27 protein-coding genes and 2 pseudogenes are annotated in these 24,982 nt (G+C 73.5%); 12 read left to right on the top strand and 17 right to left on the bottom strand.

All coding sequences use genetic code 11. The annotated features are described in order from the left end of the window. Positions 1 to 198 precede the first annotated feature (198 nt). The 3 genes and pseudogenes from ACFY23_RS05980 to ACFY23_RS05970 form a co-directional block, all read left to right on the top strand. Positions 199 to 426, top strand: a pseudogene (locus tag ACFY23_RS05980) (restriction endonuclease); the annotation flags it as partial. 94 nt (positions 427 to 520) lie between these two features. Further along, complete coding sequence (locus tag ACFY23_RS05975) at positions 521 to 916, top strand: hypothetical protein (RefSeq protein ID WP_350683032.1); 396 nt, start codon at positions 521 to 523, stop codon at positions 914 to 916. Positions 917 to 1,015: 99 nt separating this feature from the next. Then, positions 1,016 to 1,780, top strand: coding sequence for a hypothetical protein (locus tag ACFY23_RS05970; RefSeq protein ID WP_350683030.1), 765 nt, complete (start codon positions 1,016 to 1,018; stop codon positions 1,778 to 1,780). A gap of 36 nt (positions 1,781 to 1,816) precedes the next feature. Here ACFY23_RS05970 and ACFY23_RS05965 read toward each other — a convergent pair whose 3' ends face one another. From ACFY23_RS05965 to ACFY23_RS05950, 4 genes are all read right to left on the bottom strand, one after another. Then, on the bottom strand, positions 1,817 to 2,998 hold the full coding sequence (locus ACFY23_RS05965) for an aminoglycoside phosphotransferase family protein (RefSeq protein WP_350683028.1): 1,182 nt from the start codon (positions 2,996 to 2,998) through the stop codon (positions 1,817 to 1,819). A 118-nt stretch (positions 2,999 to 3,116) separates the two neighbouring features. Further along, the gene (locus ACFY23_RS05960) at positions 3,117 to 3,794 is read right to left on the bottom strand and encodes an ankyrin repeat domain-containing protein (protein ID WP_350683026.1); all 678 of its coding nucleotides are present in this window, start codon (positions 3,792 to 3,794) and stop codon (positions 3,117 to 3,119) included. Further along, on the bottom strand, positions 3,791 to 4,423 hold the full coding sequence (locus tag ACFY23_RS05955; protein WP_350683024.1) for a response regulator transcription factor: 633 nt from the start codon (positions 4,421 to 4,423) through the stop codon (positions 3,791 to 3,793). The genes ACFY23_RS05960 and ACFY23_RS05955 overlap by 4 nt, the downstream gene beginning before the upstream one ends. Next, entirely contained in the window at positions 4,420 to 5,550 is a 1,131-nt protein-coding gene (locus ACFY23_RS05950; protein WP_350683022.1) for a sensor histidine kinase, read from the bottom strand. Before ACFY23_RS05950 ends, ACFY23_RS05955 begins: the two co-directional genes overlap by 4 nt. Positions 5,551 to 5,723: 173 nt before the next feature. On the opposite strand from ACFY23_RS05950, the gene ACFY23_RS05945 reads away from it, so the two are divergent. The 5 genes and pseudogenes from ACFY23_RS05945 (at position 5,724) to ACFY23_RS05925 (ending at position 8,665) form a co-directional block, all read left to right on the top strand. Then, positions 5,724 to 6,272 (top strand): heme-binding protein, encoded by a 549-nt coding sequence (locus ACFY23_RS05945; protein ID WP_350683020.1) that lies wholly within the window; start codon positions 5,724 to 5,726, stop codon positions 6,270 to 6,272. 213 nt (positions 6,273 to 6,485) lie between these two features. Then, a complete protein-coding gene (locus tag ACFY23_RS05940; RefSeq protein ID WP_350683018.1) occupies positions 6,486 to 6,995 on the top strand; it encodes a VOC family protein in 510 nt (169 codons plus the stop codon). A gap of 73 nt (positions 6,996 to 7,068) precedes the next feature. Beyond that, positions 7,069 to 7,593 (top strand): annotated as a pseudogene (locus ACFY23_RS05935) (DUF6244 family protein); the annotation flags it as partial. A gap of 180 nt (positions 7,594 to 7,773) precedes the next feature. Next, the gene (locus ACFY23_RS05930; RefSeq protein ID WP_350683036.1) at positions 7,774 to 8,196 is read left to right on the top strand and encodes a hypothetical protein; all 423 of its coding nucleotides are present in this window, start codon (positions 7,774 to 7,776) and stop codon (positions 8,194 to 8,196) included. 16 nt (positions 8,197 to 8,212) lie between these two features. Beyond that, a complete protein-coding gene (locus tag ACFY23_RS05925) occupies positions 8,213 to 8,665 on the top strand; it encodes a SitI3 family protein (RefSeq protein ID WP_350683016.1) in 453 nt (150 codons plus the stop codon). A gap of 80 nt (positions 8,666 to 8,745) precedes the next feature. Here the strand turns inward: ACFY23_RS05925 and ACFY23_RS05920 are convergent, their stop codons facing one another. Beyond that, positions 8,746 to 9,234 (bottom strand): hypothetical protein, encoded by a 489-nt coding sequence (locus ACFY23_RS05920; RefSeq protein ID WP_350683014.1) that lies wholly within the window; start codon positions 9,232 to 9,234, stop codon positions 8,746 to 8,748. Positions 9,235 to 9,331: 97 nt separating this feature from the next. After that, complete coding sequence (yidD, locus tag ACFY23_RS05915) at positions 9,332 to 9,790, bottom strand: membrane protein insertion efficiency factor YidD (protein WP_350683034.1); 459 nt, start codon at positions 9,788 to 9,790, stop codon at positions 9,332 to 9,334. Positions 9,791 to 9,905: 115 nt separating this feature from the next. On the opposite strand from yidD, the gene ACFY23_RS05910 reads away from it, so the two are divergent. After that, entirely contained in the window at positions 9,906 to 10,463 is a 558-nt protein-coding gene (locus ACFY23_RS05910; RefSeq protein ID WP_350683012.1) for a hypothetical protein, read from the top strand. 124 nt (positions 10,464 to 10,587) lie between these two features. Here ACFY23_RS05910 and ACFY23_RS05905 read toward each other — a convergent pair whose 3' ends face one another. Continuing rightward, a complete protein-coding gene (locus ACFY23_RS05905) occupies positions 10,588 to 11,727 on the bottom strand; it encodes a hypothetical protein (RefSeq protein WP_350683010.1) in 1,140 nt (379 codons plus the stop codon). Between the two features lie 316 nt (positions 11,728 to 12,043). On the opposite strand from ACFY23_RS05905, the gene ACFY23_RS05900 reads away from it, so the two are divergent. Next, on the top strand, positions 12,044 to 13,579 hold the full coding sequence (locus ACFY23_RS05900; protein WP_350683008.1) for a gluconokinase: 1,536 nt from the start codon (positions 12,044 to 12,046) through the stop codon (positions 13,577 to 13,579). 91 nt (positions 13,580 to 13,670) lie between these two features. Next, a complete protein-coding gene (locus ACFY23_RS05895) occupies positions 13,671 to 14,921 on the top strand; it encodes a serine hydrolase (RefSeq protein WP_350683007.1) in 1,251 nt (416 codons plus the stop codon). A 60-nt stretch (positions 14,922 to 14,981) separates the two neighbouring features. On the opposite strand, the gene ACFY23_RS05890 is transcribed toward ACFY23_RS05895, so the two are convergent. Continuing rightward, entirely contained in the window at positions 14,982 to 15,266 is a 285-nt protein-coding gene (locus tag ACFY23_RS05890) for an antibiotic biosynthesis monooxygenase family protein (RefSeq protein ID WP_350683005.1), read from the bottom strand. 34 nt (positions 15,267 to 15,300) lie between these two features. Beyond that, positions 15,301 to 16,059: a MerR family transcriptional regulator gene (locus tag ACFY23_RS05885; protein ID WP_350683003.1), complete on the bottom strand. Its 759-nt coding sequence runs from the start codon at positions 16,057 to 16,059 to the stop codon at positions 15,301 to 15,303. 241 nt (positions 16,060 to 16,300) lie between these two features. Here ACFY23_RS05885 and ACFY23_RS05880 point away from each other — a divergent pair, with 241 nt between their 5' ends. After that, positions 16,301 to 17,230 (top strand): S41 family peptidase, encoded by a 930-nt coding sequence (locus tag ACFY23_RS05880; RefSeq protein WP_350683001.1) that lies wholly within the window; start codon positions 16,301 to 16,303, stop codon positions 17,228 to 17,230. 13 nt (positions 17,231 to 17,243) lie between these two features. Here ACFY23_RS05880 and ACFY23_RS05875 read toward each other — a convergent pair whose 3' ends face one another. The 8 genes from ACFY23_RS05875 to ACFY23_RS05840 form a co-directional block, all read right to left on the bottom strand. Further along, on the bottom strand, positions 17,244 to 18,803 hold the full coding sequence (locus tag ACFY23_RS05875; RefSeq protein WP_350682999.1) for a hypothetical protein: 1,560 nt from the start codon (positions 18,801 to 18,803) through the stop codon (positions 17,244 to 17,246). Beyond that, positions 18,800 to 19,912, bottom strand: coding sequence for a hypothetical protein (locus ACFY23_RS05870; protein WP_350682998.1), 1,113 nt, complete (start codon positions 19,910 to 19,912; stop codon positions 18,800 to 18,802). The genes ACFY23_RS05875 and ACFY23_RS05870 overlap by 4 nt, the downstream gene beginning before the upstream one ends. A gap of 184 nt (positions 19,913 to 20,096) precedes the next feature. Further along, positions 20,097 to 20,579, bottom strand: a complete 483-nt coding sequence (locus tag ACFY23_RS05865) for a hypothetical protein (RefSeq protein WP_350682996.1) — start codon at positions 20,577 to 20,579, stop codon at positions 20,097 to 20,099. Positions 20,580 to 20,856: 277 nt separating this feature from the next. Beyond that, positions 20,857 to 21,090: a zinc-ribbon domain-containing protein gene (locus ACFY23_RS05860; protein ID WP_350682994.1), complete on the bottom strand. Its 234-nt coding sequence runs from the start codon at positions 21,088 to 21,090 to the stop codon at positions 20,857 to 20,859. Between the two features lie 48 nt (positions 21,091 to 21,138). After that, entirely contained in the window at positions 21,139 to 22,023 is an 885-nt protein-coding gene (locus ACFY23_RS05855; RefSeq protein WP_350682992.1) for a sugar phosphate isomerase/epimerase family protein, read from the bottom strand. Between the two features lie 198 nt (positions 22,024 to 22,221). After that, positions 22,222 to 23,184 (bottom strand): CHRD domain-containing protein, encoded by a 963-nt coding sequence (locus tag ACFY23_RS05850; protein WP_350682990.1) that lies wholly within the window; start codon positions 23,182 to 23,184, stop codon positions 22,222 to 22,224. Between the two features lie 309 nt (positions 23,185 to 23,493). Continuing rightward, positions 23,494 to 24,372: an SRPBCC family protein gene (locus tag ACFY23_RS05845; RefSeq protein WP_350682988.1), complete on the bottom strand. Its 879-nt coding sequence runs from the start codon at positions 24,370 to 24,372 to the stop codon at positions 23,494 to 23,496. Further along, entirely contained in the window at positions 24,365 to 24,922 is a 558-nt protein-coding gene (locus tag ACFY23_RS05840; protein WP_350682986.1) for a helix-turn-helix domain-containing protein, read from the bottom strand. Before ACFY23_RS05840 ends, ACFY23_RS05845 begins: the two co-directional genes overlap by 8 nt. Positions 24,923 to 24,982 lie beyond the last annotated feature (60 nt).

The raw sequence follows: 24,982 nt of genomic DNA, 5'->3' as shown, positions 1-24,982 counted from the left end.
GGTCGCAGAACCAGTTACCGGAGACCTCTTCAGTTGTCGATCACCGCCACGCCGTGACCTCGATCAGACCCTCCCACTTCTGAAACACGCCTTAGACGCCGAGCGGCACGTGCACGGGCGCTGGGGCAACCTCGTCGTCATGGCCACCCGCACCCGCACCCGCACCCGCACCCGCACCCGCACCGACGGTAGTCGCCGCTCTGCGTGCTGCACCACAAGCTGTTCGACTTCGGCGCGCTGGGCCTCGACAGCGACCTGCGCATCGAGGTGTCAGCTGCCTTCACAGCTCGTACGCCGGCCGGCCGGTCGACCTATGACCTGCACAGCAGGGTGTTGCGGCCTCGTCCCGGAACCCCGGTCCCCGCTGTCGAACACATCTCCTGGCACCGCCGCGAGGTGTTCAAGGGCGAATCCCTCGCGGCCTAGGAACGACCTCGGACAGTCCACCCGGCCCGGGGAGAGGGCGCTCAGGCGGCGTCGGCGTTCGGAGCGAACCTGCCCCACCCGTAACATGCGGGCAGTGGATGAGGACGAGTGGTTCCGCCGCCACGGCCTGCACCCCGCCGACCTCGGTCCGGTACGCGAGTTGCTGGCCGAGCTGAGCGAGCAGGACTGGGAAGCCGACACGCTCCTGATGCGGCTCTGCTGCATCCAACTCTTCAACGCCGGGCACCTCGACGACGTGTTGCGCATCTGGGACGCGAAGGTGTCGAGCTTCGACGCGCACTGCTCGATCGACGTGCAGTTGCTCTGCGGCACCGGTCTGACCGAGACGAAGGCCTACCTCGCGGCGCACCCGTCGCCAGAGGCGGCCGACGCGCTGGAGTGGCTGCTGGGCTGCGAGGAGACTGGCGACTTCGAAGGGTTCTCGGTCGCCGGCCGGTCCGCCGTGTACGCCGCCTACTACCGGGACTGACCGCGGCCTCCCGCCTCGGAACGCAGACAACTGCCAGCCGATCGTTTGTGTGAACCTGCCATGCTCTCCACGGCGGCCTGACGAGATCGAGGTATGGGCATGGAGCTGCGCAAGAGCCGGCGCTTGCTGGTGGCTGGCATCGTGTTCTTGGCGTTCGGCGTACTCCTGCTGTGCGCTGCAGCAGGCAGTTCGTCCCCCTCCATCGTCACGTGGCTGCTCGGTGGGATCGCGGCGCTGATGGGTGGCGCGTTCGTCGTCGGCGAGCTCAAGCCGTTCAGGTTCCACATCGGGGCCGACGGCCTGACCCTGCGGCTGGCCGGGCTCAACCGGCTCGTGCCGTGGGCGGAGATCGACTCCATCATTCTCGATGAACCGATACCGACGCCTGGTGGCAAGAAGTCGGCTTCTCCGTCGCTCTTGCTGGTGCCGGCCGCCGGGTCGACCATCGATCACCCGCGAACCGGCCGGAGCCCGCTCGATGGTCGAGACGCCCTGGTCCTCCTCGACCTCGACAACGTTCGACAGTCGGCAGACGAGGTGGCAGCCGCCCTGGCCCGCTTCGGAGGAGGCCGCTTCACCGATGTCCGGCAACTACGCCGAGACCGGTTTGACTCGCCCGACTTCACCATCGCCCTGCGAGGGTACGACCCGGCGCGGGTGGACGAGCTGATCCGGCGGGGCCAGGACGCGCTGATCTCGGGCGTGACGTCGCAGCGCTACGCGGCCAAGGCCGAGCTCGACAAGGCGCGCGCCACCCTGCCCGTTGCCATGCGCGGCTATTACACCGGACAGGTCGACGCGTTTCTGGAAGAGCTGTCGGCCGCGCTGGCACGGTGGGATGACGAGGGCGCCAAGCCCGAGTGAGTGTCCCCGTCCGGCGGGTCCGACCGGACATGCGTGTCACGCCGGCGCGGTCGCGGCCCCGAGCGCCTGTTGCAGGTAGGCGTCGACGTCCGTCGCGTGGTACACCCGCTCGCTGGCCTCGATCCCGTCGAGGAACATCGCGTACACGGCCGCCATCCGCAGCGCCGCGACCGGCCACAGCAGCTCGACGGCCCGCTCCGGCTCGCACCCCGGCACGTCGGCCCGCCACCGCGCGCACCACTGCTCGTAGACCGACCGCGCAGAGGCGGCGTCGAGCCCTTCCGCCAACCGCAGCACGTCGAACGCCGGGTGCCCGACGAAGGCGTCGCCCCAGTCGATGACGGCATGCTTCCCGGCGCAGGCGCGGACGTTGCCGGGGTGCAGGTCTCCGTGCACCAGCGTCTCCGGCAGCCCGCACCGGCCCACCTCGGCGAGCCGCCCCTCCAGCCCGGCCAGCAAGGACTCCACCGAAGACGTGTCGTGACCGGAAAGCCGGTCGCGGATCCAGCCGGCGAGATGAGGGGCACGCAGGTCCGGCACGCCGGCCGCCACCAGCTCCGCCACGTCCGGGATTGACCGCACCTGCGCCGGGTGGAACTCGGCGGCCATCGCCAGCCGCTCCTCGATGGGCGCCCCGTAGCGGTCCTCGCCCGGCACGTGGTCGAGCAGCATCCGTCCCTCGCCGTCGTCGGCGAGCAGCGTCGTGGTCTTCCCCGGCACCGCCCGCCCGAGCCAGCGCAACACGGCGGCCTCGTGCCGGAAGAACGCCGGCACGTGCTTCAGCCAGGCCGTCCCGCCCGGTCCGTCGAGCCGCCAGACCGCCGAGAGGTTCCAGGTGCGCTGCTGGGCGACGGTTTCCGCCGGCCGCCCGAGCCGCCACAGCTCCCCCGTCGCCCAGGCTAGGCTGCGCGCCGGGCCGCCGGGCTCGGCGTAGGGGGCGCGCAGCGGGTCCGCCGTCAGTTGCACGTCCGTCGGAAGCAACGGGGTGACGGGCGGGTCGCTGACCTGTCCGAGGTACGTCACCGCGCCGCCGATGGTGCCGGTGTCCTCCCCGCCGAGCAGGCGCAGGACGGCCACCTCGACGCCGTACCGCCGACGGGCCTCGGCCACGACGGGGGCGACGTCCTGCCACCAGGGCGACGACACGTCGAACGGCGGCAGGGCGCCCAGCGGCGTGCCGGCGGCGTCGAGCAGGGCGAGGGTCACGGTCCGGGACACGCCGGCACGCTACCGCCGGCCGACAAACCCTCGCGACTGCTTAACCCGGCGGCCGGAAGCGCCCCCAGTCGCCGAGCCTCCGCGAGCGGTCGAGCCTGCGGCTGGGAAATACCATCGCTCAGCGCGACAGGATCGCGACGATCTCGGCGTACCCGCGCCGGCGGGCGTGTTCCCGCGCGTCGACGCCGTCCCGGTCGGGCACGTCCACGCGTGCCCCGGCGCCCACGAGGATCTCCGCGATCTGCTGGTACGGCCGGCTGCCGTCGCCGAGGATCACGCACTCCAGCAGCGCGGTCCAGCCGAGGTTGTTGACGTGGTTGACGTCGATGCCGGTGCGGACCACCCGCCGGACGTACTCGACGTGGCCGCGTTCGCTGGCGGGGATGACGGAGATACCGCCGTAGCGGTTCACGATCGTCAGGTCCGGGTCGGCGGTGAGCAGCACCTCCAGCATCGCCACGCTGCCGGTCACCCCGGTCACCAGCCACGGGGTGTCGTGCTGGTCGTCGAGCGCGTCCGGGTCGGCTCCCGCCTCGACCAGGATCCGGGCGGCCTCGACGTGGTCGTTCGCGGCGGCCAGCAGCAGCGGCGTACGCCGGCGGGCGTCGCGGGTCTCGACGTCGGCGCCGGCGGCCAGCGCGGCGCGTACCGCCGTGGCGTCCCCGGCGTCGGCGGCGGCGAGCAGGTCCTGGTCGGCGGGGCGGGGCATGGGTTCCTCCCGGGGTGGTGTCGGGGCGGGCCGGGTGCAGCCGGCGACCGTGGCGAGGGTGAGGGCGAGCAGGGCGCGGCGCTTCATCGTCGGATCAGCTTCCGCTCGACGGCGGCGTGTACCGCCGCGGTCCGCGAGTCGACGCCGAGCTTGGCGTAGATGCGGACGAGGTGGGTCTTGACGGTGGCCTCGCTGATGAAGAGTTGACGGCTGATCTCCTTGTTGGCGAGGCCGCGGGCGAGCAGCGTGAGGATCTCCACCTCGCGGGCGCTGAGGGTGGGCTGGGGGCCGCGCATCCGGCCCATCAGCCGGGCGGCGACCGGCGGGGAGAGCACGGTCTGCCCGGCCGCGGCGGCGTGCACGGCGCGGAAGAGTTCCTCGGGCGGACAGTCCTTGAGCAGGTAGCCGGTCGCGCCGGCCTCGACGGCGCGCATGATGTCCTCGTCGCTGTCGTACGTGGTCAGGATCAGCACGCGCGGCGGTTCCGGCAGGGCGAGCAGGTTGGCGGTGGCCGCCGCGCCGTCGACGCCGTCGCCGAGTTGCAGGTCCATCAGCACCACGTCGGGGCGCAGCGCGGCGGCCTGCCGGAGCGCCTCCCCGGCGGTGGCCGCCTCGGCGACCACGGTCATGTCCGGCCGGCCGCCGAGCAGGGCCCGCAGTCCGGCGCGGACCACCGGGTGGTCGTCGACCAGGATCAGCCGCAGCGGTGTGCTCATCGCGCCTCCCGCAGCGGCAGGCTGACGGCGATCGCGGTGCCCTCGCCGGGTGCGCTCTCGACGGCGACGGTGCCGCCGAGCTGCGTGATCCGCTCCCGGATGCCGGTCAGCCCGAATCCGGTGACGGCCGCGGGGTCGAAGCCGGTCCCGTCGTCGTACACGTCGAGCGTCACCTCCTGGTCGCCGTAGGTCAGGGTCACGGCGGTCCGCCGCGCGTGGGCGTGCTGGCGCACGTTGGCCAGGGCGCCCTGGGCGACCCGCAGCAGGGCCACCTCGTCGTCGACGCCGAGCGGCGCGACGGTCCCCACGACGGCGAACCGGACGGGGATCCCGGTGTCGCGCTCGGTCGCCGCGCACAGCCGCGCCAGGGCGTCGGTCAGCGAGGCGCCGTCGAGCGCCGGGGAGGCCAGGCCGCGGACGAAGCGGCGCGCCTCGGCCAGGTTCTCCCGGGCGGTCGCCGCAGCCTGTCGTACGTGCGCGCGGGCCTGCGCGGGCTCGGTGCCCCATTCCTGGTCGGCCGCCTGGAGCAGCAGGTTCATGCTGGACAGGCCCTGGGCGAGGGTGTCGTGGATCTCCCGGGACAGCCGCGCCCGTTCGGCCAGCGCCCCGGCCTCGCGCTGGCTGCGGTCCAGCTCGTCGCGGGCGGCCAGGAGGTCGTCGAGGGCGTGCTGCCGGGCCCGGTTCTGCCGGTCGAGTTCGAGGAAGACGACGGTGGTGATGGCGGCGACGCCCACCGGCCCGAGCACCAGGCTGGGGTCGAGCCGGTCGGCCAGCCGGATCTGCGCGACGACGACCGCGCCGGTCAGCAGCCCGACCAGCGGCCAGACCGCGCGGCGCGGGAGCTGGCGCAGGCCGACGAAGAACAGCGGGATCGCCACCAGGGCGAAGCTCGGCGCGGCGAGCACGAGCGCGAGGAAGGCGACGAGCACCGCCGCGAAGCGCGCGCCGGGCGCGCGCCGCCCCAGCTCGTTGATCGCGTACGCGGCCAGCAGCAGCCCGGCCAGCGCCAGCACGACGCCGGTGTGGGCGCCCCAGTCGTGGCGTACGACGTAGCGGGAGGCGGCGGCGGCGAGCAGGAGCAGGAAGCCCCACCGCATCGCCGGGCGCAGCCGGTCCTGCCGTACCACCGCCCACCTCCGATCAATTGATCTTGACAACTGTCCAGCGTACGGCAGGAACGGGGCGGCCGGTTCAACCATTCGATGTAACGCGGTTGCATCCGGCGCGCCATGACCGCACCGCGCGCGGCGGCCAGGCTGAGGACCGTCACCTCGATCCGAAGACCTCAGGGAGCATCGTGATGATCCACAACTTCCGCCGCCGGATGGCGCTCGGCCTGGGCGCCGGCGCCGTGGCCGTGGCCGCCGTCACCGGCGTCGCCGTCACCGCCTCCGCCGCCGAGCCGGTGGCGAAGCCGCAGACCGCGACGGTCGCGAAGAGCAACGTCGTGGCGAACCCGTCGCTCGACCTCGACGCGGCGCTGCGCGCGGCCGAGGCGACCGTGAAGGCCGCCGAGAAGGGCGGGCACCGGGTCACCGTGGTCGTCCTCGACCGTTCGGGCACCGTGCAGGTGCAGCTCAAGGGCGACGGCGCCGGCCCCCAGACGGCCGAGTCCGCGCACCGCAAGGCGTTCACCGCCGTCTCCTTCGGCCAGCCCACCTCCGCGCTGGCCGGCCGGGTGACCGGGGCGGGCGCCACCCTGCGCGACATCCCGGGGACGCTGTTCCTCGGCGGTGGCGTGCCGGTGAGCGTCGACGGGCAGGTGGTCGGCGCCATCGGCGTCGGCGGCGCGCCCTCCGGCGACCTCGACGAGCAGTACGCCGACGCCGGCGCGGCCACCCTGCGCTGAGCACGGCCACCCTGCGCTGAATGCTGTGACCCGCCAGGGGCGGGCCTCCGGGACTGCTGACCGGAGGCCCGCCCCTGCGGCGTCGGATCCACGGTGCCCGGCAGGAGGCCGGCCCCGGCGGCGGCACCATCCGTCCGCGTGCCACCGCCCCGGCCTGTCGTGAGCCCGCGTTACCGTGACGGCGATGCCGGTCGTCTCCTGGAGGTTCCCGCGATGATCGACGACGTCCACGACCCGCGCGACGCCCCGCGGGGCGGGGCAATGGAGCAGCGGATCAGCCTGGTCACCCTCGGCGTCGCCGACGTGGCCCGCGCCCGCGCCTTCTACGAGCGGCTCGGCTGGCGCGGCCAAGAGGTCGAGGAGACCGTCTTCTTCCAGGCCGGCGGGCTGGCGCTGGTGCTGTGGGGCCGTGACAAGTTGGCCGCGGACGCCGGCGTGGCCGACGGGAGCGGGTTCGGCGGGATGACGCTGGCGCAGAACGTCCGGTCCCGGGACGAGGTCGACGAGCTGCTGGCGGCGGCCGCCGACGCCGGGGCGGAGGTGACCCGGCCGGCGCGGGAGACCTTCTACGGCGGCTACGCCGGCTGCTTCGCCGACCCCGACGGCCACGTCTGGGAGATCGCCTGCAACCCGGGCTTCCCCCTCGCCGACGACGGCTCGCTGACCATCCCCGACTTCGGCCGGGGTGCCGACGACGTGGAGACCGGCGGCGGCCCGGAGTGACTCAGGCGGCACGGGCTGCTTCGTGGCCCCGCCTCCCGGACCTTGACCGCCTTCGATCGGGGGTACCGGCCGTATGTCGCACGCCGAGAAGCTCGCCGGTGAATTCCGTATTCTGCTGGCCGGCGTAGAGCAAGCGCGAGGGTTGGCAGCCGCCGCCGACAGCAGGGCACAGGAAGTCGGCCGCCGGGCCGCGGGTGCCGGCTTCACCGCCGTGGCAGCAGGCACCACTCGCGTGCGCGACGCGATCAGGGAACTCCAGGGGGCGCTGGCAGTTTTCGCCGACTCCATCACCGTGGCGACGAAGGCCACCACCGCCACCGCGCCCCACACCGCCACACCCGAGGAAGCGGTTGCCGTTCTGGAAACCGTACTGAGCGCGGTTGACAGGGCCCGCGACGCGGCGGTCGAGGCCATCGCCCGGATCGGACGGGCGCAACAGGTCGTCGCCGTGATCCTTCACGGCGGCCAGCCGGGGCCGCTGCTTCACGCTCTGGAGAGCATCAAGCGGGTCCTGCTACCGGTGGTGCAGCGCACCAACACCGCTCGCCAGTTCGTCGAAACAGCGATCGTCGAAGTGCGCCGGTTCGGGGTCGCCGGAAAGATGATCGAGATTGGCGGCCCCGCACCGACCAATCCCGTGCCTGGCGCCGCCGGCGACCCACCGTCGACAGCCGCGACCGGTGGGGCCTCCGCCTTCGCTGGGCATGGCCCGGCTTCCCCCTGGACCAGGCAACCCACCGGCGTTGTCGGCGGATCGCCGACGGGACCACGGACCAGGATTCCCCCCAAGGAGGATGATGAGGTACGGCGTTCACTAGAACTTGAGAACGAGTGCGCCGACACGGTCGCCGATCGGGGTTATCGGGTCCACCAGAACCCCACCAAGCGGGAGATCGCGGCAGCCAGGCTCAACGCTGGCGACACGGGCGATCCGGAGAAGACCCCTGATTACCTCATCGAAGGCCACGTCTTCGATTGTTACGCTCCCACTCCTCCCAAGGCGGTACGCGGCATCTGGGCCGCGGTCTCCGAGAAAGTCGAGAAAGGGCAGACTCAACGCGTGGTGCTGAACCTGGAGGACTGGAACGGGGACCTCGCCGCCCTACAGAAGCAATTCGACGACTGGCCTGTGCCCGGGCTGAAGGAACTCGTAGCGGTGCAGCGGAGCGGTGTGATCGTGCAAATCGTACGGCGGAACTGAGGGAGTGACTGCGAGGATGGCTGTTGAGTTCCGGTTGACGTTGGCAGGCGAGATCTCCCTCGACGAGGTGGCTGAACTCGCCGCACCGAACGCCGTCGAGACGCGCACCTTGTCCGGCAACCGCATGCTCACCTCTGCGCTCAACGAGGAATGCGGCTTCGTCGTCGACATCACGTCGGGCAGCCACGGCTACTACGACGCCGAAGACGACGACGGCTCTCTGTGGGTGTGGGAGCCGGAAACGTACGTCGACATCAACTTCTACATGCGCAAGGACGTCCTGGCCGACAAGGGGATACATAACGTGCTGGCGACCACTGCGCGGGTCCTGAACGAACGAAGCGAGGACGCGGCACTGGTGTTCAACCACAACCTGCTGTTGCTGACCCGGGTCGCGGGGAGCTTGAGCAAACACAGGCCGACGTGGTGGAGCCACCATGAGGCGGCCGATGAGATCGTCCGGCCGTAGCCGCCGCAACCGGGCAGAGGGGTGGGCGGCCCACACCACCGGGGACAGCACGGGCACGGTCACGGCCGTGTCGGCGACAGTCAGCAGGTGGCGCGGCGGGGGTACGCCTCGGTCTCCCGCGCCCACTGCTCCGCGGCGATCGCGAGGGCGTCGGCGGAGACGGTGAGCGTCAGCGGGTAGACCGCGCTGAGCGGCTGCCGCCGCATCCACGGGGGCAGCGACTCGTACGAGAACTCGACGGTCAGCGCCAGCCGGCGGCGACGCAGCACCCGGGCGCGGAAGGCCAGGTTCGGCTCCGTGAAGCGCGCCACCGCCAAGGGTTCCGCCGGGTCGCCGGTCGTCTCGGCCTGCTGCCGCAGCCAGCCCGCCAGCGCGTACGCCTCGGACACCGTCAGGCAGGGCGCGAAGTGCGACCACGCCTGGCCATCGGCGGTGCGGGCGTCGGTCTCGACGAGCAGCCAGTCGTCCCAGTCCGTCATCTCGTCCGGGTCGTCCGGCGGCTCGACGCCCGGCTGGTAGCCCACCGGCCGGATCCTCACCCGCGCGCCGTCGTCGGAGCGGATCTCCATGACGCCATCATGGCCGATCCGACAGCACCGGCGGGCGGATCCGGCCAGTTAGGAGTATATGGGACGGAACAGGTCAGGGTAGGCGGGTCAAGGCCGGTCAGCGCACCGGGTCGTGGGTGCCGCGCGGCACGCCGGGACGGCAACGGCGCAACCGCTCGGCGGCCATCCGCCCGCCGACGGCCAGCCCGTAGCGCTCCACGGCGGCCAGCCCGTACGCGCTGCACGTGGGGGTGTAGCGGCACTGGCCCGGCCAGCGGTGCGACAGCCAGCGCCGGTAGCCGAGGATCGCGGCGCGGCCGACCCGGTCCACCAGCGGCGCCCGCCCGGGGGCAGCGGCCAGCGGCGCCCGCCCGGCGGGGGCGGTCGTCGGCGCCGACGCCCGGCCGGGCGCGACGAGCCGGGCGAGCAGCGCGCCGAGGGTGAGCAGGGTGGAGAAGAGCCCCAGGTTGCAGCCGGGCACGTCGCAGTTGGGCACGTCGCAGTTGCACCCGTCGCAGTAGTCGCGCTTCTTCTTCTTGCGGTGCCGGTCGTGCTTGTGGTTGATCACGGGAGACATCATGCGACCGCCGCGCCACCCCGGGCCCCTCGGATGGCGCTCGGGGTGGCCGGTCGGGGGCCGATGCGGGAAGTCCCGGATGGAGCACGGCCGGTCGGGCGGCGAGGCTGGGTGGATGACTGACACCGACGCGCGGACGACGTCGAGACTCGTGCCGGCGGCCGCCGTCGGCGGGCCGGCGCTCCTGCTGCTCTACGGCCTGCTCCGCCTGGTCGACGGCCTTGACGGCGACCGGGGCGACGGCTGGGCCTGGGACGTCGGCCACACCTTCTTCCTCGTCGCGTTCCTGCTGTTCGGCGCGCTGGTCGTCGGGCTGCGCCGGCTGCTGCTGGCCGTCGCGCCCCGGCGACGGATGCTCACCGAGGCCGCGACCGTGTCGGGGCTGGTCGGGGTGGCCGCCTTCGTGTGGGTGATTCTCGGCGACCTGTTCCCCGGGCTGGCCGACGCCGCCGCGCTGCCCGATCCGGCCATGGTGCTGGGGCCGCTGCTGTTCCAGGTCGGCATCCTCACCCTGCTGGTGCAGGCGGGGACCACGCGCCCCCGGCTGCTGCCGGCGTGGGTGCCGGTGCCGGTGCTGCTCGGGTTCGCGGGGATCGCCGCGGACCTGGACCTGCTGCCCCTCGCCGCCGCCGTGATCCTCGCCGGCCTGCTCCCCCTGCAACGCCTGCGCTGAGCACCTTCCGGCACGGCGGTTTCCCCGCAACGCCCGCGCCGAGCAACCTTCCGGCACGGCCGGTTCCCCCCGACGCCCGCGCCGAACGGCCTACCGCGCGTGCCGCGGCACACCCCCCGAGGGGTCAGCTCCAGACCGTGCGGCGCACCCCGTCGTGGTCGGCGCAGGCGTCGCGTCGCCCGCCGGTGAGGCTGACCGAGCCGTCGCGGCACTGCACGAGGTAGCCCCGGCCGGCCCAGAACTCGGGCGCGCAGTCGAACCAGTCGCAGATCTCCGCCGCCGGCTTGCGGATGCGGTTGCCGCCGCAGAAGTCGTACCCCATCGGGTTGGCGGGGGCGCCGCACCGCCGCTCCCGGACCGGCGTCGGCGAGGGCGACGTGGCGTCGCGTCGCGGCGCGGGCGCGGCCTTCGGCGGCGTGGCGGGCGGCACGATCTTCGGGACGGCGGTGACGCTGGGCGCGGGGGTGGCCGCGACCGCGACCTCGGACCCGGTCGGGTCGGAGGGGTCGGTGTCGAGCAGCGCGGCGGGCACCAGCAGGGCGATGCCGGCGGCGACGGCCACGGTGCGCCGGCCGCCGGGCACGAACGCGAGGGGCCGGGCCTGACCCGGGGTGGCGATCACCGGCCGGAACGGCTTGAGCTGCGCGTGCTCGGCGATCGCCTCGTCGAGCTGGTCGAGCACCGCGCCGCGCTGCTCGATGGCGTCGGCGAAGGCCAGCGTGAGCTTGAACCGGAAGTCGGCGGCGACGTCGGCGGGGAGCATCAGCCCGGAGGTGCGCCGCCGGTTCAGCACCTGCATGAGGGTGACCGGCGCGTGCGGGTCGTGGGTCAGGCCGGTCATCTTCCCGTACGCCCAGTCGCGCCGGCCGCGACCGCCGAGCAGCACCAGCCGGCGGTTGGTGATCACCGCGACCCCGGCGTCGGCGACGCGGACGCCGTCGGGCCTGCGGGCGCGCAGCGGGGCGGGCTCCGGGGCCACCGTCAGGTCCGGCGCGGGCAGCACGGTGGTGTGCCGGACCTCCACCAGTTGCGCGGCCGGCAGCACCCAGAAGACCACCTCGTCGGGGGCCAGCTCCAGGGGCAGCCCCTCGCCCGCGGCGGCCGAGCCGTGGAACTCCTCGGCGAGGGTACGCAGGCGGCGCAGTTCGTCGTCGCGTCGTCGCCATTCCTGCTCGGCTCGGCGGAACTCGCGCCGCCGCCGTTCGTTCTGCCGGTGCGCCCACCGGTACCGCCACGTGGAACCCGTCGAATCAGTCCTTGCCACGCCGACTCCTTCGCCGCGCAGGCCACCAACCGGGGTGTCACCGGTGTCAACGGTGACAACGGCCGACAGGGACACGACGCAACGGGGCAAAATGGCCGATCGGCGGACCAAATCGGACGATAGGCGGGTTTCGCCGGGCCGAACCGCACCCGTCGGGCGTGTCGCCGGGCGGGCGCGCCCGCCCCACCCGACGTCGCGGGCCACCCCGGGAGGGCCGGTCCGCACGCGGGTTGTTCGCCGTACGAGGCACCGGCACGCTCGGTAACCTCAGCGGCAGCCGGGTGTCATCGTGTGCGGCGGCGAGGGGGTGGAGTTGGTGAGGGACCCGCTCCCCGCCGTCGTGATCGGCGTCGACATCGGCACCACCAGCACCAAGGCGGTCGCGTACGACGCCGACGGCAGGCAGCTCCTGCACCACTCGGCCGGCTACCCGTTCGACGAGCCGCACCCCGGCTGGGCCGAGCAGGATCCGCGCCGCATCCACGCGGCGGTGCTGGAGTCGATCCGCACGGCCGTGGCGGAGCTGGGCCGGCCGATCGCTGGCCTGGCGTTCAGCACGGCGATGCACAGCCTGATCGGGCTGGACGCCGACGGCAACCCGCTCACCCCGTCGCTCACCTGGGCCGACTCCCGGGCCAGCCAGCAGGCCGAGCGGCTGCGGGCCGTCCCGTCCGGGCTGGCGCTGCACCGCCGCACCGGCACCCCGGTCCACCCCATGGCGCCGCTGCCCAAGCTGCTCTGGATCGCCGAGCAGGATCCACAGCTGTTCGGGCGGGTGGCGTACTGGGTGGGGATCAAGGACTGGGTGCTGCTGCGGCTGTGCGATGCGCTGGTGACCGACCACTCGGTCGCCTCCGCCACCGGCCTGATGGACATCCACCAGCTCTCGTGGGACTCCGAGGCGCTCGGCGTCGCCGGGATCACCGAGGCGCAACTGCCCGAGCTGGTGCCCACCACCACCGTGCTGCCGGGGCTCACCGTCGAGGCGGCCACCGCGACGGGGCTGCCGGCGGACACGAGGGTGGTCGTCGGCGCGGGGGACGGCCCGCTGGCCAACCTCGGGCTCGGCGCGGTCGCGCCGGGCGTCATGGCCTGCTCGATCGGCACCAGCGGCGCGATGCGGGTGATGGTGGAACGCCCCGGCGTGGACCCGCTCGGCGGGGTCTTCTGCTATGCGCTGACCGAGCAGCGCTGGGTGGTCGGGGGCGCCATCAACAACGGCGGCATCGTGCTCGACTGGGTCGGCGACGCGCTCGCCCCGGAGCTGGGCGAGCACGCGGAGAGGGAACTGCTGGCGATGGCCGCCGAGGCCCCGGTCGGCTCCGGCGGTTTGATCATGCTGCCGTACCTGCTGAGCGAGCGGGCCCCGCACTGGAGCGCGCTGCCGCGCGGCGCGTACGTGGGGCTGACCCACGGGCACCGCCGCGCGCACCTGGTGCGGGCCGGGCTGGAGGGGGTCTGCCAGCAGTTGGCGCTGGTGCTGGCCTCGGTGCGGGCCGCCGGCAACGAGGTGCGGGAGATCCGGGCCAGCGGAGGGTTCGCCCGCAGCCGGCTGTGGCGGCAGATGCTCGCCGACGTGCTCGGCATGCCGGTGCGCTTCCCCGTCGAGCGCGAGGGCTCCAGCTTCGGGGCGGCGCTGCTCGGCATGGAGGCGCTGGGGCTCGTCGCCTCCATCGACGTCGCCGCCGACCTGGTGCACATCGAGGAGACCGTCCGCCCCGACCCGGCCGCCGCCGCCACGTACGCCACCCTGCTGCCGCTGTTCTCCGAGCTGTACAACGCGCTGGTCCCCACGTTCACCTCGCTGCGCCGGCTCGCCCCGGGCCTGCCGCCGGAACCGTCGCCGCGGTAGCCGCCGCCCGCACCCCGGACGCGTCCGCCCGGACGGGTGACGCCGCCGGGCGTGCCACCGGCCGCCCGGTCCGGCTCCATATCGTACAAATGTGAGGAAAGCCGACAAGAAGCGCTCATCTTCCTGGCGGGGCGCGGTGCGCGTACCGCTGGCGGTCGTCACCCTGCTCGCGCTGGCGACGGGGCCGGCGGCGGCGGACGGCGGCGGATCGGCGCCCGGGCCCGGGCGCCCGCCGGCCAGCACGGCGGCCTGGCTGCCCTTCCCCGGCGGGGTGTTCTCGGTGGACACCGGCACGCGCACCGTGCGCTACCGGGCCTGCGACGGCGACACCGGCCGCGCCGCCGACCCGGGCATGCGGGTCACCGGCCGGGCCGCGCGCGGCACGCTGACCCTCGACGGTACGACCTACGCCTACGACGTACCGCTCGTCGGCCGCCGATGGGGCACCCTGGAGGTGGCCCGCCCCGGCAGCCGGCCGCAGCGGCTGACCGGCCCGGTGGTCACCGATTCCCCACCGCCCACCGATCCGGTCGCCGGGCGCCGGCTGCTGCCGCTGACCGACCGGCTCCGGCAGGTGGTCGACGCCACGGCCGGCACCAACCCGGCCGGCGTCGCGGTCCGCGACCTCTCCGGCCGGTACGGCGACCAGCAGGTCGCGGTGAACGGCACGTTCCGCCCGAAGGCGGCCAGCGTGATCAAGCTGTGGATCCTCGTGGAGCTGCTGCGCCGGGCCGACTGCGGCCAGGTGTCGCTGGACGAGGGCGTGCTGGTCACCCCGGCCGACGTGGTCGACGGCACGGGCGAACTCCAGCACGAGACGTTCCCGCAGGTGGTGAGCCTGCGCCGGCTCGCGGAGTACACGATCGTCTACAGCGACAACACGGCCGGAAACGTGCTGATCCGCTACCTGCGCGGGTTCGGCCCGGTCAACGCGCTGGCCGACTCGATGAACCAGTGGCAGACCATCCTGATGCGCAAGTTCCTCGACGAGGACGCCGCCCGGCGGGGCGAGGAGAACTACACCAGCCCGGACGACGTCGTCTCGCTGCTCGGCGCGGTCTGGGACGCGCAGATCCTCACGCCCCGCTCCCGCGACCTGCTGATCGGCTTCATGCGGCGGCAGACCCTGAACACCAAGATCCCCGCCGCGCTGCCGCCCGGCGTGCCGGTCGCCCACAAGACCGGCGACCTGCCGGACGCCTCCCACGACGTGGGCTACTACCTCATCCCCGGCTCCGAGGTCGCGGTCGCGTTCCTCACCTCCGGCCCCATCGCCACCGGCGACGAGGTGGTCCGCCGCCTCGCCCGCACCGTCTACGACTACGTCGCCCAGGGGCGGTGAGCCCCACTCCGGCCGGCCGACCCTGGGACGGCCGGACGCGGCTGCGTCCGGCCGTCCCGGTCAGGGCGCCTCGACGCCCGAGATGCGGTACCTGTGCACCTCGGCGCCGCGGATCGCCACCGCCTGCTCCCCGGCCGGCCCCGCGCCCCGGAAGGCCAGCAACTGCGTGTCGGACTCCCAGCGCTCGTAGACGTTGATCCGGCCCGGCTCGACGAGGTCGGCGCTGATCGCGAAGTCGACGCAGCCCGGCGCGGACCGCGCCTGCCGGACGACCTCGACGCAGTCGGCGAGGTAGGCGTCCCGCTGGTCCGGGTCGACGTAGAGACTGCCGGCGACGATGAGCACTGGTGACCTCCGTGCGAGCGGACGGACCGCGCGATCAGACGCGGCTGACCGCGTTGGCGTGGATGGCCTCGCTCAGGTACGCCGCCATCCCCGGCCTGATTTTCTCGAAGTACGCGGTGAACCGCTCGTCCGCCACGTACATGTCGGCCAGCCCGGTGTGGACCTCGTACGAGCACTCGTAGAACCAGCGGCTGATGAGCTGCCGGTGCTCCTCGGCCAGCTCCATCGCCGCCGGGCTGTCCGCCGGCGCGCCGGAGGACATCACCTCGACGAACCGCCGCCCCCAGTCCTCGTTCTCGGCCTTGTTCCGCAGCCAGTCGTCCTTCGTGTAGCGGGACACGCGCCGGTTCGACTCCCGGTACGCCTCGCTGCCACCCCACCGCTGCTCGGCCTCCTCGACGTACGCGTCCGCGTCGAAGTCGCCGAAGACCTCGAACCGCTCCTGCGGGGTCAGTTGGATGTTCAACTTGCTCGCCTCCATCGCGAACTCGATCGCCGTGACCATCTCCTGGAGCCTCTTGATCCGTACGGTCAGCAGCTCGTGCTGGCGGCGCAGGTGCGCCGCCGGGTCACTCGCCGGGTCGTCGAGGATCGCGGCGATCTCCTCCAGCGGGAACCCCAGCTCCCGGTAGTAGCGGATGTGCTGCAACCGCTCCAGGTCGGCGTCGTCGTAGCGCCGGTAGCCGGTGCTGCTGCGGCCACTGGGCGAGAGCAACCCGATCTCGTCGTAGTGGTGCAGCGTCCGCACGGTCACCCCGGCCGCCTTCGCCACCTGTCCCACCGTGTACGCCATGGTTTCCCTCCCTTCCGTCAACGAGGCTCCCGCCTGCCGTTACGTGAGGGTCAAGCCCCAATTCTGGACCGGCGGGCGGCGGCCCGCCGCAGACCTCCTGGGCGACCGCCCCGAGCATCGCGGCGGCGTGGCCGGGCGCCGCGCAATGCGTCGGCAGCACTGCTGCGCCGCGGGCGTGGGCGTCACACCGAAAGCGTACACATGTATTGACGCTTTTTCGACGCGCTGCTCTACTGCGGGCATGACAACCCTCGACACGCGGGAACAGCCCGCATCGCAGCTCGAGATCGCCAAGGTCGTCGAGCACACGGCCTGGCTGGTCGACGAGCACTACGTATTCGCCGACGTCGCGGCCCGGCTCGCCGGGCTGCTGCGGGCGGAGACGGACCAGCACCGGCAGGCGGCATCCTGGTCGGCACTCGCCGGCTCGCTCACCCGGACGCTCCAGTCACTCAACGGCGACCGCCACCTGGGGGTGAAGTTCCACGACCGGCCGCTGCCTGACGACGGCGGGGACCCGCTGGCCGACGCGCTGCCCTCGATGGCCCGGGCCAGCCTGGGCGGCATCCACCGGGTGGAGCGGCTGCCCGACAACGTCGGCCTGGTGCGGATCGAACCCGCGCTGTTCTCCCCCACCCTGGCCGGGGCGGCGATGACCGCCGCGCTGCGGGTGGTCGCCGACGCCGACGCCCTGATCCTCGACCTGCGCGGGACGATCGGCGGCGACCCGGAGATGGAGGCGCTGGTCTGCGGGCACCTCTTCGACCGACCGACGCACCTCTACACCATGCGCCAACGCCACCTGCCCGACCGCCAGTTCTGGAGCCCCGCGCCGCTGGCCGGAGCCCGCTTCGGCGGCGAACGGCCGCTGGCCGTCCTGACCAGCGCGACGACCTTCTCCGGCGGCGAGTCGCTCGCCTACGCCCTCCAGCAGCACGGCCGGGCCACGGTCGTCGGCGAGCGGACCGGGGGCGGCGCCCACCCCAGGACGGGGTTCCCCGTCCACCCCCACCTGCACCTCTCGGTGCCGGTCGCCAGCCCGGTCAACCCCGTCTCCGGCACCAACTGGGAGGGCACGGGCGTCGTTCCGGACGTCGAGGTGCCGGCGGCCGAAGCGCTCGACGTCGCCCACCGGGCCGTCCTGCGCAAGCCGTCCCACCACTCAGCGTGAACGGTCAGCCGCGTCAGGCCCACTCCTCGTCGGGATCGCCGTCCACGTCGGACGGGGAGGCCGCGGCCGCGCGGTCGGTGGCGCCGGGCCCGGGGTCGGGCGGTGCGGGCGCGGGGACCGGTGGGCCACCGTGCGTCCACGGCGTCTCCTCGACGGCAGGGAAGATCCCCGCCGGCATGAAGGAGTCCGACAGGGTGGTGTAGCAGAGCCGCTCCCCCACCTCGGGCACGCTGCCCGGCGGGGCCGTCAGCCCCCGGCCCATCCCGCCGGAGAGCTCCAGCACCACCTCGGTCTTGCCGTCCGCCGCCGGGGTCACGAAGACCACCTTGGCCTTCTGCGCCGGCCGGGTCGGCGAGAACAGCGTGGCGCCGACCGGCATCGGCACCGGCTCGGTGGTGACGACCTGGACGCGGGGGCGCAGCACGGGCCGCTTGCCGGTGTCGTCCACCCGCTTCGGGTCGGCCAGGGTCACCTCGCCGACGAACGCCTCGCCGGTCAGCCGGTGCTCCGCCATCACCAGCGGGTCGTCGTAGGCGCGCTGGACGGCGTACGAGGTCAGGGCGCGTTCCAGCCGGTGCAGCCGCTGGGCGGCGGCCACCGCCCCGTCGCGGCGGGGCTGCGGCGCGCCGCCCGCGTCGACGTGCTCGGCGTAGCCGGTGAAGGCGTCCTTGTCGCCGTCCCACCGGCCGGCCACCCGGGCGCCCGGCGGCAGGCCGCGCAGCAACCCCACGCCACGCCACATCAGCTCCCAGGTGGGCGCGAGCTGGTCGCGCAGCAGCCGTTCCAGCTCCGCGTACGCCCCGGCGCGCGCCTCCGGGTCGTCCTCGGCGGCGGCGTACGCGGCGATGGCCGGGGCGAGACGGTGGTTGTCGAAGTCGGGGTCGGTGGCCGGCCCGGCGGGCGGGCAGACGGCGGGGTCCTCGGCCCGGGCCGCCGCCTCGGCCCCGGTGAGCCCGGCCGGCGGGTCGATCCAGCCGAGCAGCGCCGGCAGGTGCAGGTCCTCCACCACGCTCTGCCCGGTGGCCCAGTGCAGGGTCAGCGCGTCGGTCATCGCCACCAGCGCCGACGAGCCGGGATGCTCGGCCCGCTCGGCGAAGAAGGTCAGCCACCGCCCGAGCACCGGCACCGACGGGTGCACCGGGTGTTCCCCGTCTGGACGGCGGAAGCGGGTGGAGCGGCCGAGCAGCCGCAGGAAGGTGACCCCGGCCGGGTTCGGCACCAGCAACTGCGGGGCGTCGACGTACCGGTACCGCACGTCCTTGCCCCGGTCGATCGGCACCGCCTCGGAGACCCCCCGGAACCCGTCCAGGTACGGCAGCACGGTCGCGGCCAGCTCGGCGGTGAACCGGTACCGCTGGTCGCGGTTGCGGGGCTGCGGCACGATCAGCAGCCGCCCCGCGTCGGGGGCGTCGCCGACCAGCGCCGCCAGCGGGGCGTTCGCCTCGCCGGCCATCGCCAGCGGCACCAGCACCAGCGGGCGCTCGGCCAGGTGCAGGTGCCGGACGGTCGCCACCGGCTGGGCCACCCCGGCGGCGAGCGCCTGCGCCCGGGCGAGCGCGCGGAGCGTACTCATGCGGGGGTCCCGGCGAGGGCGTCGGCGCGCAACCGGGCGGCGGCCCGCAGCAGCGCGGCGGCCTCCTCCTGCCCCGGCTCCGGCGTGCGCTCGTCGGCGGCCAGCGCCAGCACCGCGTCGACGTCCGCGATCCCGCCCAGCGCCTCCCGGACCGGCCGGCCCAGCGACCCGGTCTGGCCACGCGCCTCGTGCCGGCAGAAGTACGCCAGCTCGCAGGCCGCCAGGCAGTCCGGCGCGTAGCGGGCCTCCACCCGGGACAGCGCGGCGAGCAGCGCCGCGGGCTCGGCGGCCAGGTCGGCGGTGAAGTCCTCGGGAACGGCGGCCAGCAGCGCGTCGAGCCGGGCCATCCGGTCGAGCTGGCGGCGCAGCACCAGCAGCTGCTTGCGCACGTCGACCAGGCTGGCGACCGGCTGGTTGGCGAAGTCCCGCGGGCAGACCAGCACCACGTCGTGCGACACCAGCTCCGGGTCGTGGCCGGCGGCGGCGAGCAGCTCGCGCAGGGCCAGCACGTAGACGGCGGCCTGGGTCGCGGCGGCGGACACCTTGGCCGCGTCGGCCTGGCCGTCGACCACCGGGAACGACTTGATCTCGACCACGTGGAACCGGCCGGCGAGCCGCGCGGCGACCAGGTCCGGCTCCAGGTGCACCCGGCGGCCGGCGACGTCCAGGCCGAGCAGGGGATGGTCGAACAGCGCGGCGGCGTCGCCCGTCCCGTCGCCGGGCGTGGCGCCGGTCAGCAGCTCGGCGGAGCGCCGGTGCCGGGCGGCCGTGTCGTCCTCGACGCCGTCGCCGAGGTCCGTCCAGGTCGCCGCCGCCGGCACCGGTACGCCCAACCGCTCGGCGACCAGCCGCAGCAGCTCGGCCCCGCCGTCGGCCTTGACCTGCGCCTCGAAGGCGTTGCCGCGGGTGATGGCGAAGCGGGACTGCCCGAACCGGGCGGGGAAGCCGATCCGCTCGGCCAGCTTCGGCTTGTCCACCCCGGCGCCGTCCAGCACGGCCCGCCGGGTGCAGCCCGGGTTGCCGGTCAGCGCGGCGATGGTGCGGGCGTTGTGCCGCCTGGGTGGCACGCCGCCGCGGATCGCCGCCAGTCGCTCCTCGCTGCTCGTCACGATCCGCCACGATAGGCGGTCCCCGCCGGCCGCGCCGGGCGACGCCCCGGCGACAGGGCCCGGGACGCCACCCGGCGCGCCTGCCCGGTCAGCCCGAGCGGAGAGAGCCCGCTCAGCCCCGTGCCGGAGAGAGCCCGGTCAGGCCGAGCCGGAACGACCGGTCAGGCCACGCCGGAACGACCGGTCAGGCCGAGCCGGAGAGACCGGCCAGGAGCACGGAACCGCCGCAGCAGACCACGCCGAGCACGCCGAACGTGACCAGCAGGATGCTGTAGTTCGACCACATCCCGAACTTCGTCACGTCGGTGCCGTGCCCGTCGTGGACGCGGTTGCGCCACCCGCCGAAGCGGAACGACAGGTGGTGCACCGCGCCGGGATGGGCGACGAGCGCGGTGGTCATCGCGGGAATGCCCATGAAATCGGTGTAGCGGACGTCGTGCGGGCCCGCCGGGACGGCCACGTGCCAGATGCCCTCGCCGGGGATCGGCACGACCTGGCCGTCGACCTTGAACTTGCTGGTCGAAGGGGCGGGGACGAGGTACGGCCCGCGGTTGACCGAGACGGCCAGCACGGCATGGCCCGGGGGCGGCGGGATCGGGTGGGGGTAGGCGACCAGCGGGGTGACCGCGCCCGGCCCTGGCGGGTACGACGGGTGAGGGGGATACATCGCCACATCCTGGCACGCCCCGGCACGCGGACCGGGCCGCGCGCGCTGTCGGGGCGGCGGACGGCCGGGCCCCACGGGGCACGCGGCGGTCAGCGGCCGGAGGAGCGGTTCCAGGGCGAGCGGGGCAGGGCGGTGCCGGCCGTCGGGCGGCGGTCACGGCGACGCCGGCGCCGCCCCGGGGTGCAGGGCGGCCGGGAGACGGTGTGCACGGGCGCGGGGGCGGGCGCGGCAGGCTGCCGGCCGATCAGCCAGCAGAGGAAGCGGGCCATCGGTGGGCTCAGCCGACCGCGAGGCGCTCGGCCTCGGACCGGGAGATGTCGTACTGGGCGCCGCAGAAGGTGCACTGCTGCACGTAGCGGGTGCGGATCGGGATGATCGGGACGAAGAACAGGCTGAACTTCGTCGACCGGCGGGTGATCACCTGTGCGGCGTGGTTGCCGCAGTTGCGGCAGACCTGCTGCACCACGCCCGACCGGCTGACCTTGGTGCGGAGCCCGAAGATGAAGAACATCGCCCGGCAGTACCCACTGTCGGGCCCGCAATCACCACCAGGGCGGGGTCAGGAGCGGGAATTCCCGGCGGACGGCACGGCCGACAGCCCGCGCAGGAAGGCCAACCCCTCGACGGCGAGCACGTCGGGGTCGGTGGCGAGCGGCCGCCACACCGACATCGGCACGGCCAGGGCCGGCGCCGTGAACGACTCGATGCTCAGCTGACCGGAGTAGTCGACCTCCGCGAGGGCGGCCAGCATCGCCGGCCAGTCGAGGTGGTCCCCGCCGGGCACGCCGCGGTCGTTGCCGCACACCTGCACGTGGGCGAGCCGGTCTCCGGCCGCCCGGATGGCGGCCGGCAGGTCGCGTTCCTCGATGTTCATGTGGAAGGTGTCCAGCGCGAGCCCGAGGCCGTCGATCCCGTCGACCACCTCCAGCGCCTGCTCGACGGTGTTGAGCAGGCTGGTCTCGAACCGGTTGAGCGGTTCGAGGGCGATCGTCACGCCCCGCTCGGCGGCCTCGGCGGCCAGCGGCCGGAGCCGGTCCACGAGGCGCGCGGTGGTGGCGCGTCGCGCGTCCGCGTCGAGCAGCCAGGTCCGCCCGGCCGGCGCGTAGAGCGGGCCGGCCACCACGGCGGCCCCCGCCTGGCCCGCGGCCCACAGGCAGTGCCGCACGAAGTCGGTCGTACGCCGCACGACCTCGTCGTCGTCGGCGAGCAGGTCGTGGTCGGGCAGCAGGCCGGCGCAGACGGCGGGGGCCAGGTCCAGCCCGGCGAGCAACTCCCCGGTCGACACGGGATCCCAGTCGCCCGGCGCCTGGATGGGCAGCTCGACGGCGTCGAAGCCCCACGCCTTGAGCCGTGGGGCGAGCCGGGCGAGCGCGTCGTCGGTCAGCGGCGCGACCCACGCCCACGTGTTGATGCCGATCTTCATCGCTGCCCTCTCGCCCTCCACGTCGATGAGATCCGTCGACTGTAGAGGATCACGAAGGCGCCATGGCCGGCCGACGCCGGGGCACCCGCTCGTCGGAAGTGAGCGGGTGCCCCGGTCTAGCCGTGGCCCGCCTGCCGGTACGGCAGGCTCGCACGGTCACCACTGGCCGACGGATGAGTTCGTCGCTGTCAGTCGCCGCTCATTCGCCGGCCCGAGTGGTCACCCTTCTCGTGGCTCCCGGTCGCCGCCCTTGTCCTGGCTCCAGTCGCCGCCCTTCTCCTCGCCGGACTCGTCGCGCTTCTCGTCGCGCTTCTCATCACGCTTCTCGTCGCGCTTCTCGTCGCCGGACTCGTCGCGCTTCTCGTCGCTCCAGTCGCCGCCCTTGTCCTGGCTCCAGTCGCCGCCCTTGTCCCGGCCCCGGTCGTCGCCCTTGTCCTGGCCCCAGTCGTCGCCGGAGTCGTCGCGCTTCTCCCAGCCCCAGTCACCGCCCTTGTCCTGGTCGCGGCCGGCGCGCTCCTCGTCGCCCCAGTCGCCACTCCTGTCGTCGCGCTTGTCCCGGTCCCGCTCGTCGCTCTTGATCTGGCCCCGGATCTCGCCGTTCGGGTACTTCTTGGTGTGCACGTTGACGTACGTGACGCCGGCCTCGATCGCGTCGACCAACTCGTCGAACTCCCCGGGCTCGATGCCCTGGTCGGCGGGGCCCACCACGTCAGCGGGCTTGATGGTCCCCTCGATCTTGGCCGGGGAGGCGGGGCAGGGCTGGACGCCCTTCGGCGCGCCACCCTTCGCGTCCTTGAGGTTCGAGCAGAGGAACGCGGCGATGCCGCCGCTCTGGTGCCTCCCCCCGAAGTGGATGTGCGCCTGCTCGACGTCCTTCAGGTCGTCGTAGCTCAGCCGCCACTTGATCTCCTTGTTCCGTTCGTCGATGTGCGCCTCGAACTTGCCCGAACCGGGCGTGGAGATCGTGAGCGGGTCCTCCTCGTAGCCGCTGAGCTTCGCCCGCACGGTGTCCCCACCGCGCCGCGAGTCGTCCCAGTCCCACGAGCTGTGCGACTCGCGCGACTCCTGCCGGTCCCGCGAGTCGTCCCGTCCGTCGCCCATGGCGGCGTTTCCGACGGCGACCGCCGCCACCGCCGCGCCGGCCGCCATCGCAACCGCCCACAGGCGAGTACGTCCCATCATCACTGCTGCTCCTTCCTAGACGAGGCCTGGCCCACGCTCACGGACGGCCGTCGACCATCCGTCGGAGGCACAGGCGGAAGGCGCCGTTCAGCCGAGAACGGAGACACGATGCGCTACGGCACTCAGGCTGGAGCAGGCGCCCTCTATGATGAAATTGTCCCATATTCCCCATATGCCGTTGCCTCTTCCCCGAACCGACCGTGAGAGACTTTCGCGACCTGTGGACCGCCTGCGCCGGCCCTGCGGCACTTGGACACGCGAGAGCCCCCTGTCCCCCGATGGGGTGACAGGGGGCTCTCGCTCCCGAGGTCAGCTCGTCGCCTGAACGGCCTCCGGCTCCAGGCCGGGCACCTCGGCCGGCAGCCAGATCGGCTGCCAGTCCTTCATCTCGTGGAAGCGGCGCAGCTCGAACAGCCCCGAGAGCGACCCGGCCCAGCCCGCGTACGGGGGGTTCTGCTCGTCGAAGCCGGACTGCACGAAGGTCAGCTTCGTCTTGCCCTGCGACTCGGCCAGCTCCCAGGTGCTGACGCCGATCGGGCCCCAGTCGACCGAGAGCTTCCGGCCGGGCTCCAGGTCGACGACCTTGGCGGCGTGACCGGACTCGAAGCCACCCATGGCGTAGCGGCCGCCGACCCAGGGCTCGATGCCGATCGGGTAGCCGAACCAGGCGCTGGCCTGCGCGGAATCGGTCAGCGACTCGTACACCTTGGCCGCCGGCGCGTCGATCAGCACCTCGCCGCGCATCTCGGCGGAGGTGAAGTCGACCTTCGGCAGCAGCGGGTCGCCCTCCAGGTGGGCGGCCAGGTTGGCGAGCGACAGGCTCCAGAAGGTCTGCAGCACGCCGCGGATGCTGCTGCCGCTCATCGCCTCGGCGAAGTCGAAGTGGCTCTGGGTCAGCGTCAGGACCGTGCTGTCGGGCCCCTCGGCGCGCAGGGCGAACTCGGTGGTCGTCTCGACCCCGTCGAGCAGCCAGGCGAAGCGCAGGGTGTCGTCGTCGACGTGCAGCAGCCGCTGGTGCGGCGCGTCGCCCTCGGGGGTGTGCCGGCCCCAGAACTCGTACCGGTGCGGCAGCTCGACCTCGACGTGCTCGGCGAGCCAGACGCGCAGCTCGGCCGGGTCGGTCAGGGCGCGGCGGACGGTCGCGACCGGCGCGGCGAGGCGGACGGGCACCTTCATCGGTTCACTCACGGTCTTTCCCCTTCGGATAACAGGCCACGGCGAGCTTGAAGGCGTCGCCCTCGGCGCCCCCGTAGCGCGTGAAAAGGTCCTGCAGGGTCGCCTGCAGGTCGTGCAGGAACTGCTGACGTTGCTCCGCCGGCACCCGGATCTCGCCGGCCACCCCCACCGAGGGAAGCTCGGGGGCGGCGCGGTCCAGCCCGGCGATGTCGGCCTGGACCTCCTCCATCAGGTCCAACAGGTAGCCGAGGCTCAGCTCGTCGCGGGCCCGCCGCAGGCCGATCCGGCCGACGAGCCGGGGCGACAGCCAGTAGGACCGGGCGGCGGCCTGGTAGATGCCTTCCGTGATGCCGCGGACCTTGCGCTCGCTGACCTGCTCGACCAGGCCGGCGGCGACGAGCTGCTTGACGTGGTAGTAGACGCGCTGCGGGGTCTGCTCCAGCCGGGCGGCGACCTCGGTGCAGGTGCGCGGCTCGGCCAGTTGCCGCAGCACCTCGACGCGCTGCGGCTTGAGCAGGACCTCGGCCTGCTCAATCCGTTCCAGGTACAGGACATCTCTCATGGCAAAAATCAGTTTGTACGTACAAAATTTGTTTGTCAATGGGTTCGTCGAAAGCCGCGC

It is taken from the genome of Micromonospora sp. NPDC000121 (assembly GCF_042899165.1).
In the GTDB taxonomy this organism is placed as follows: domain Bacteria; phylum Actinomycetota; class Actinomycetes; order Mycobacteriales; family Micromonosporaceae; genus Micromonospora.
The sequence above is the reverse complement of the archived record's forward strand: the minus strand, read 5'-3'. Positions and strand labels throughout refer to the sequence as shown.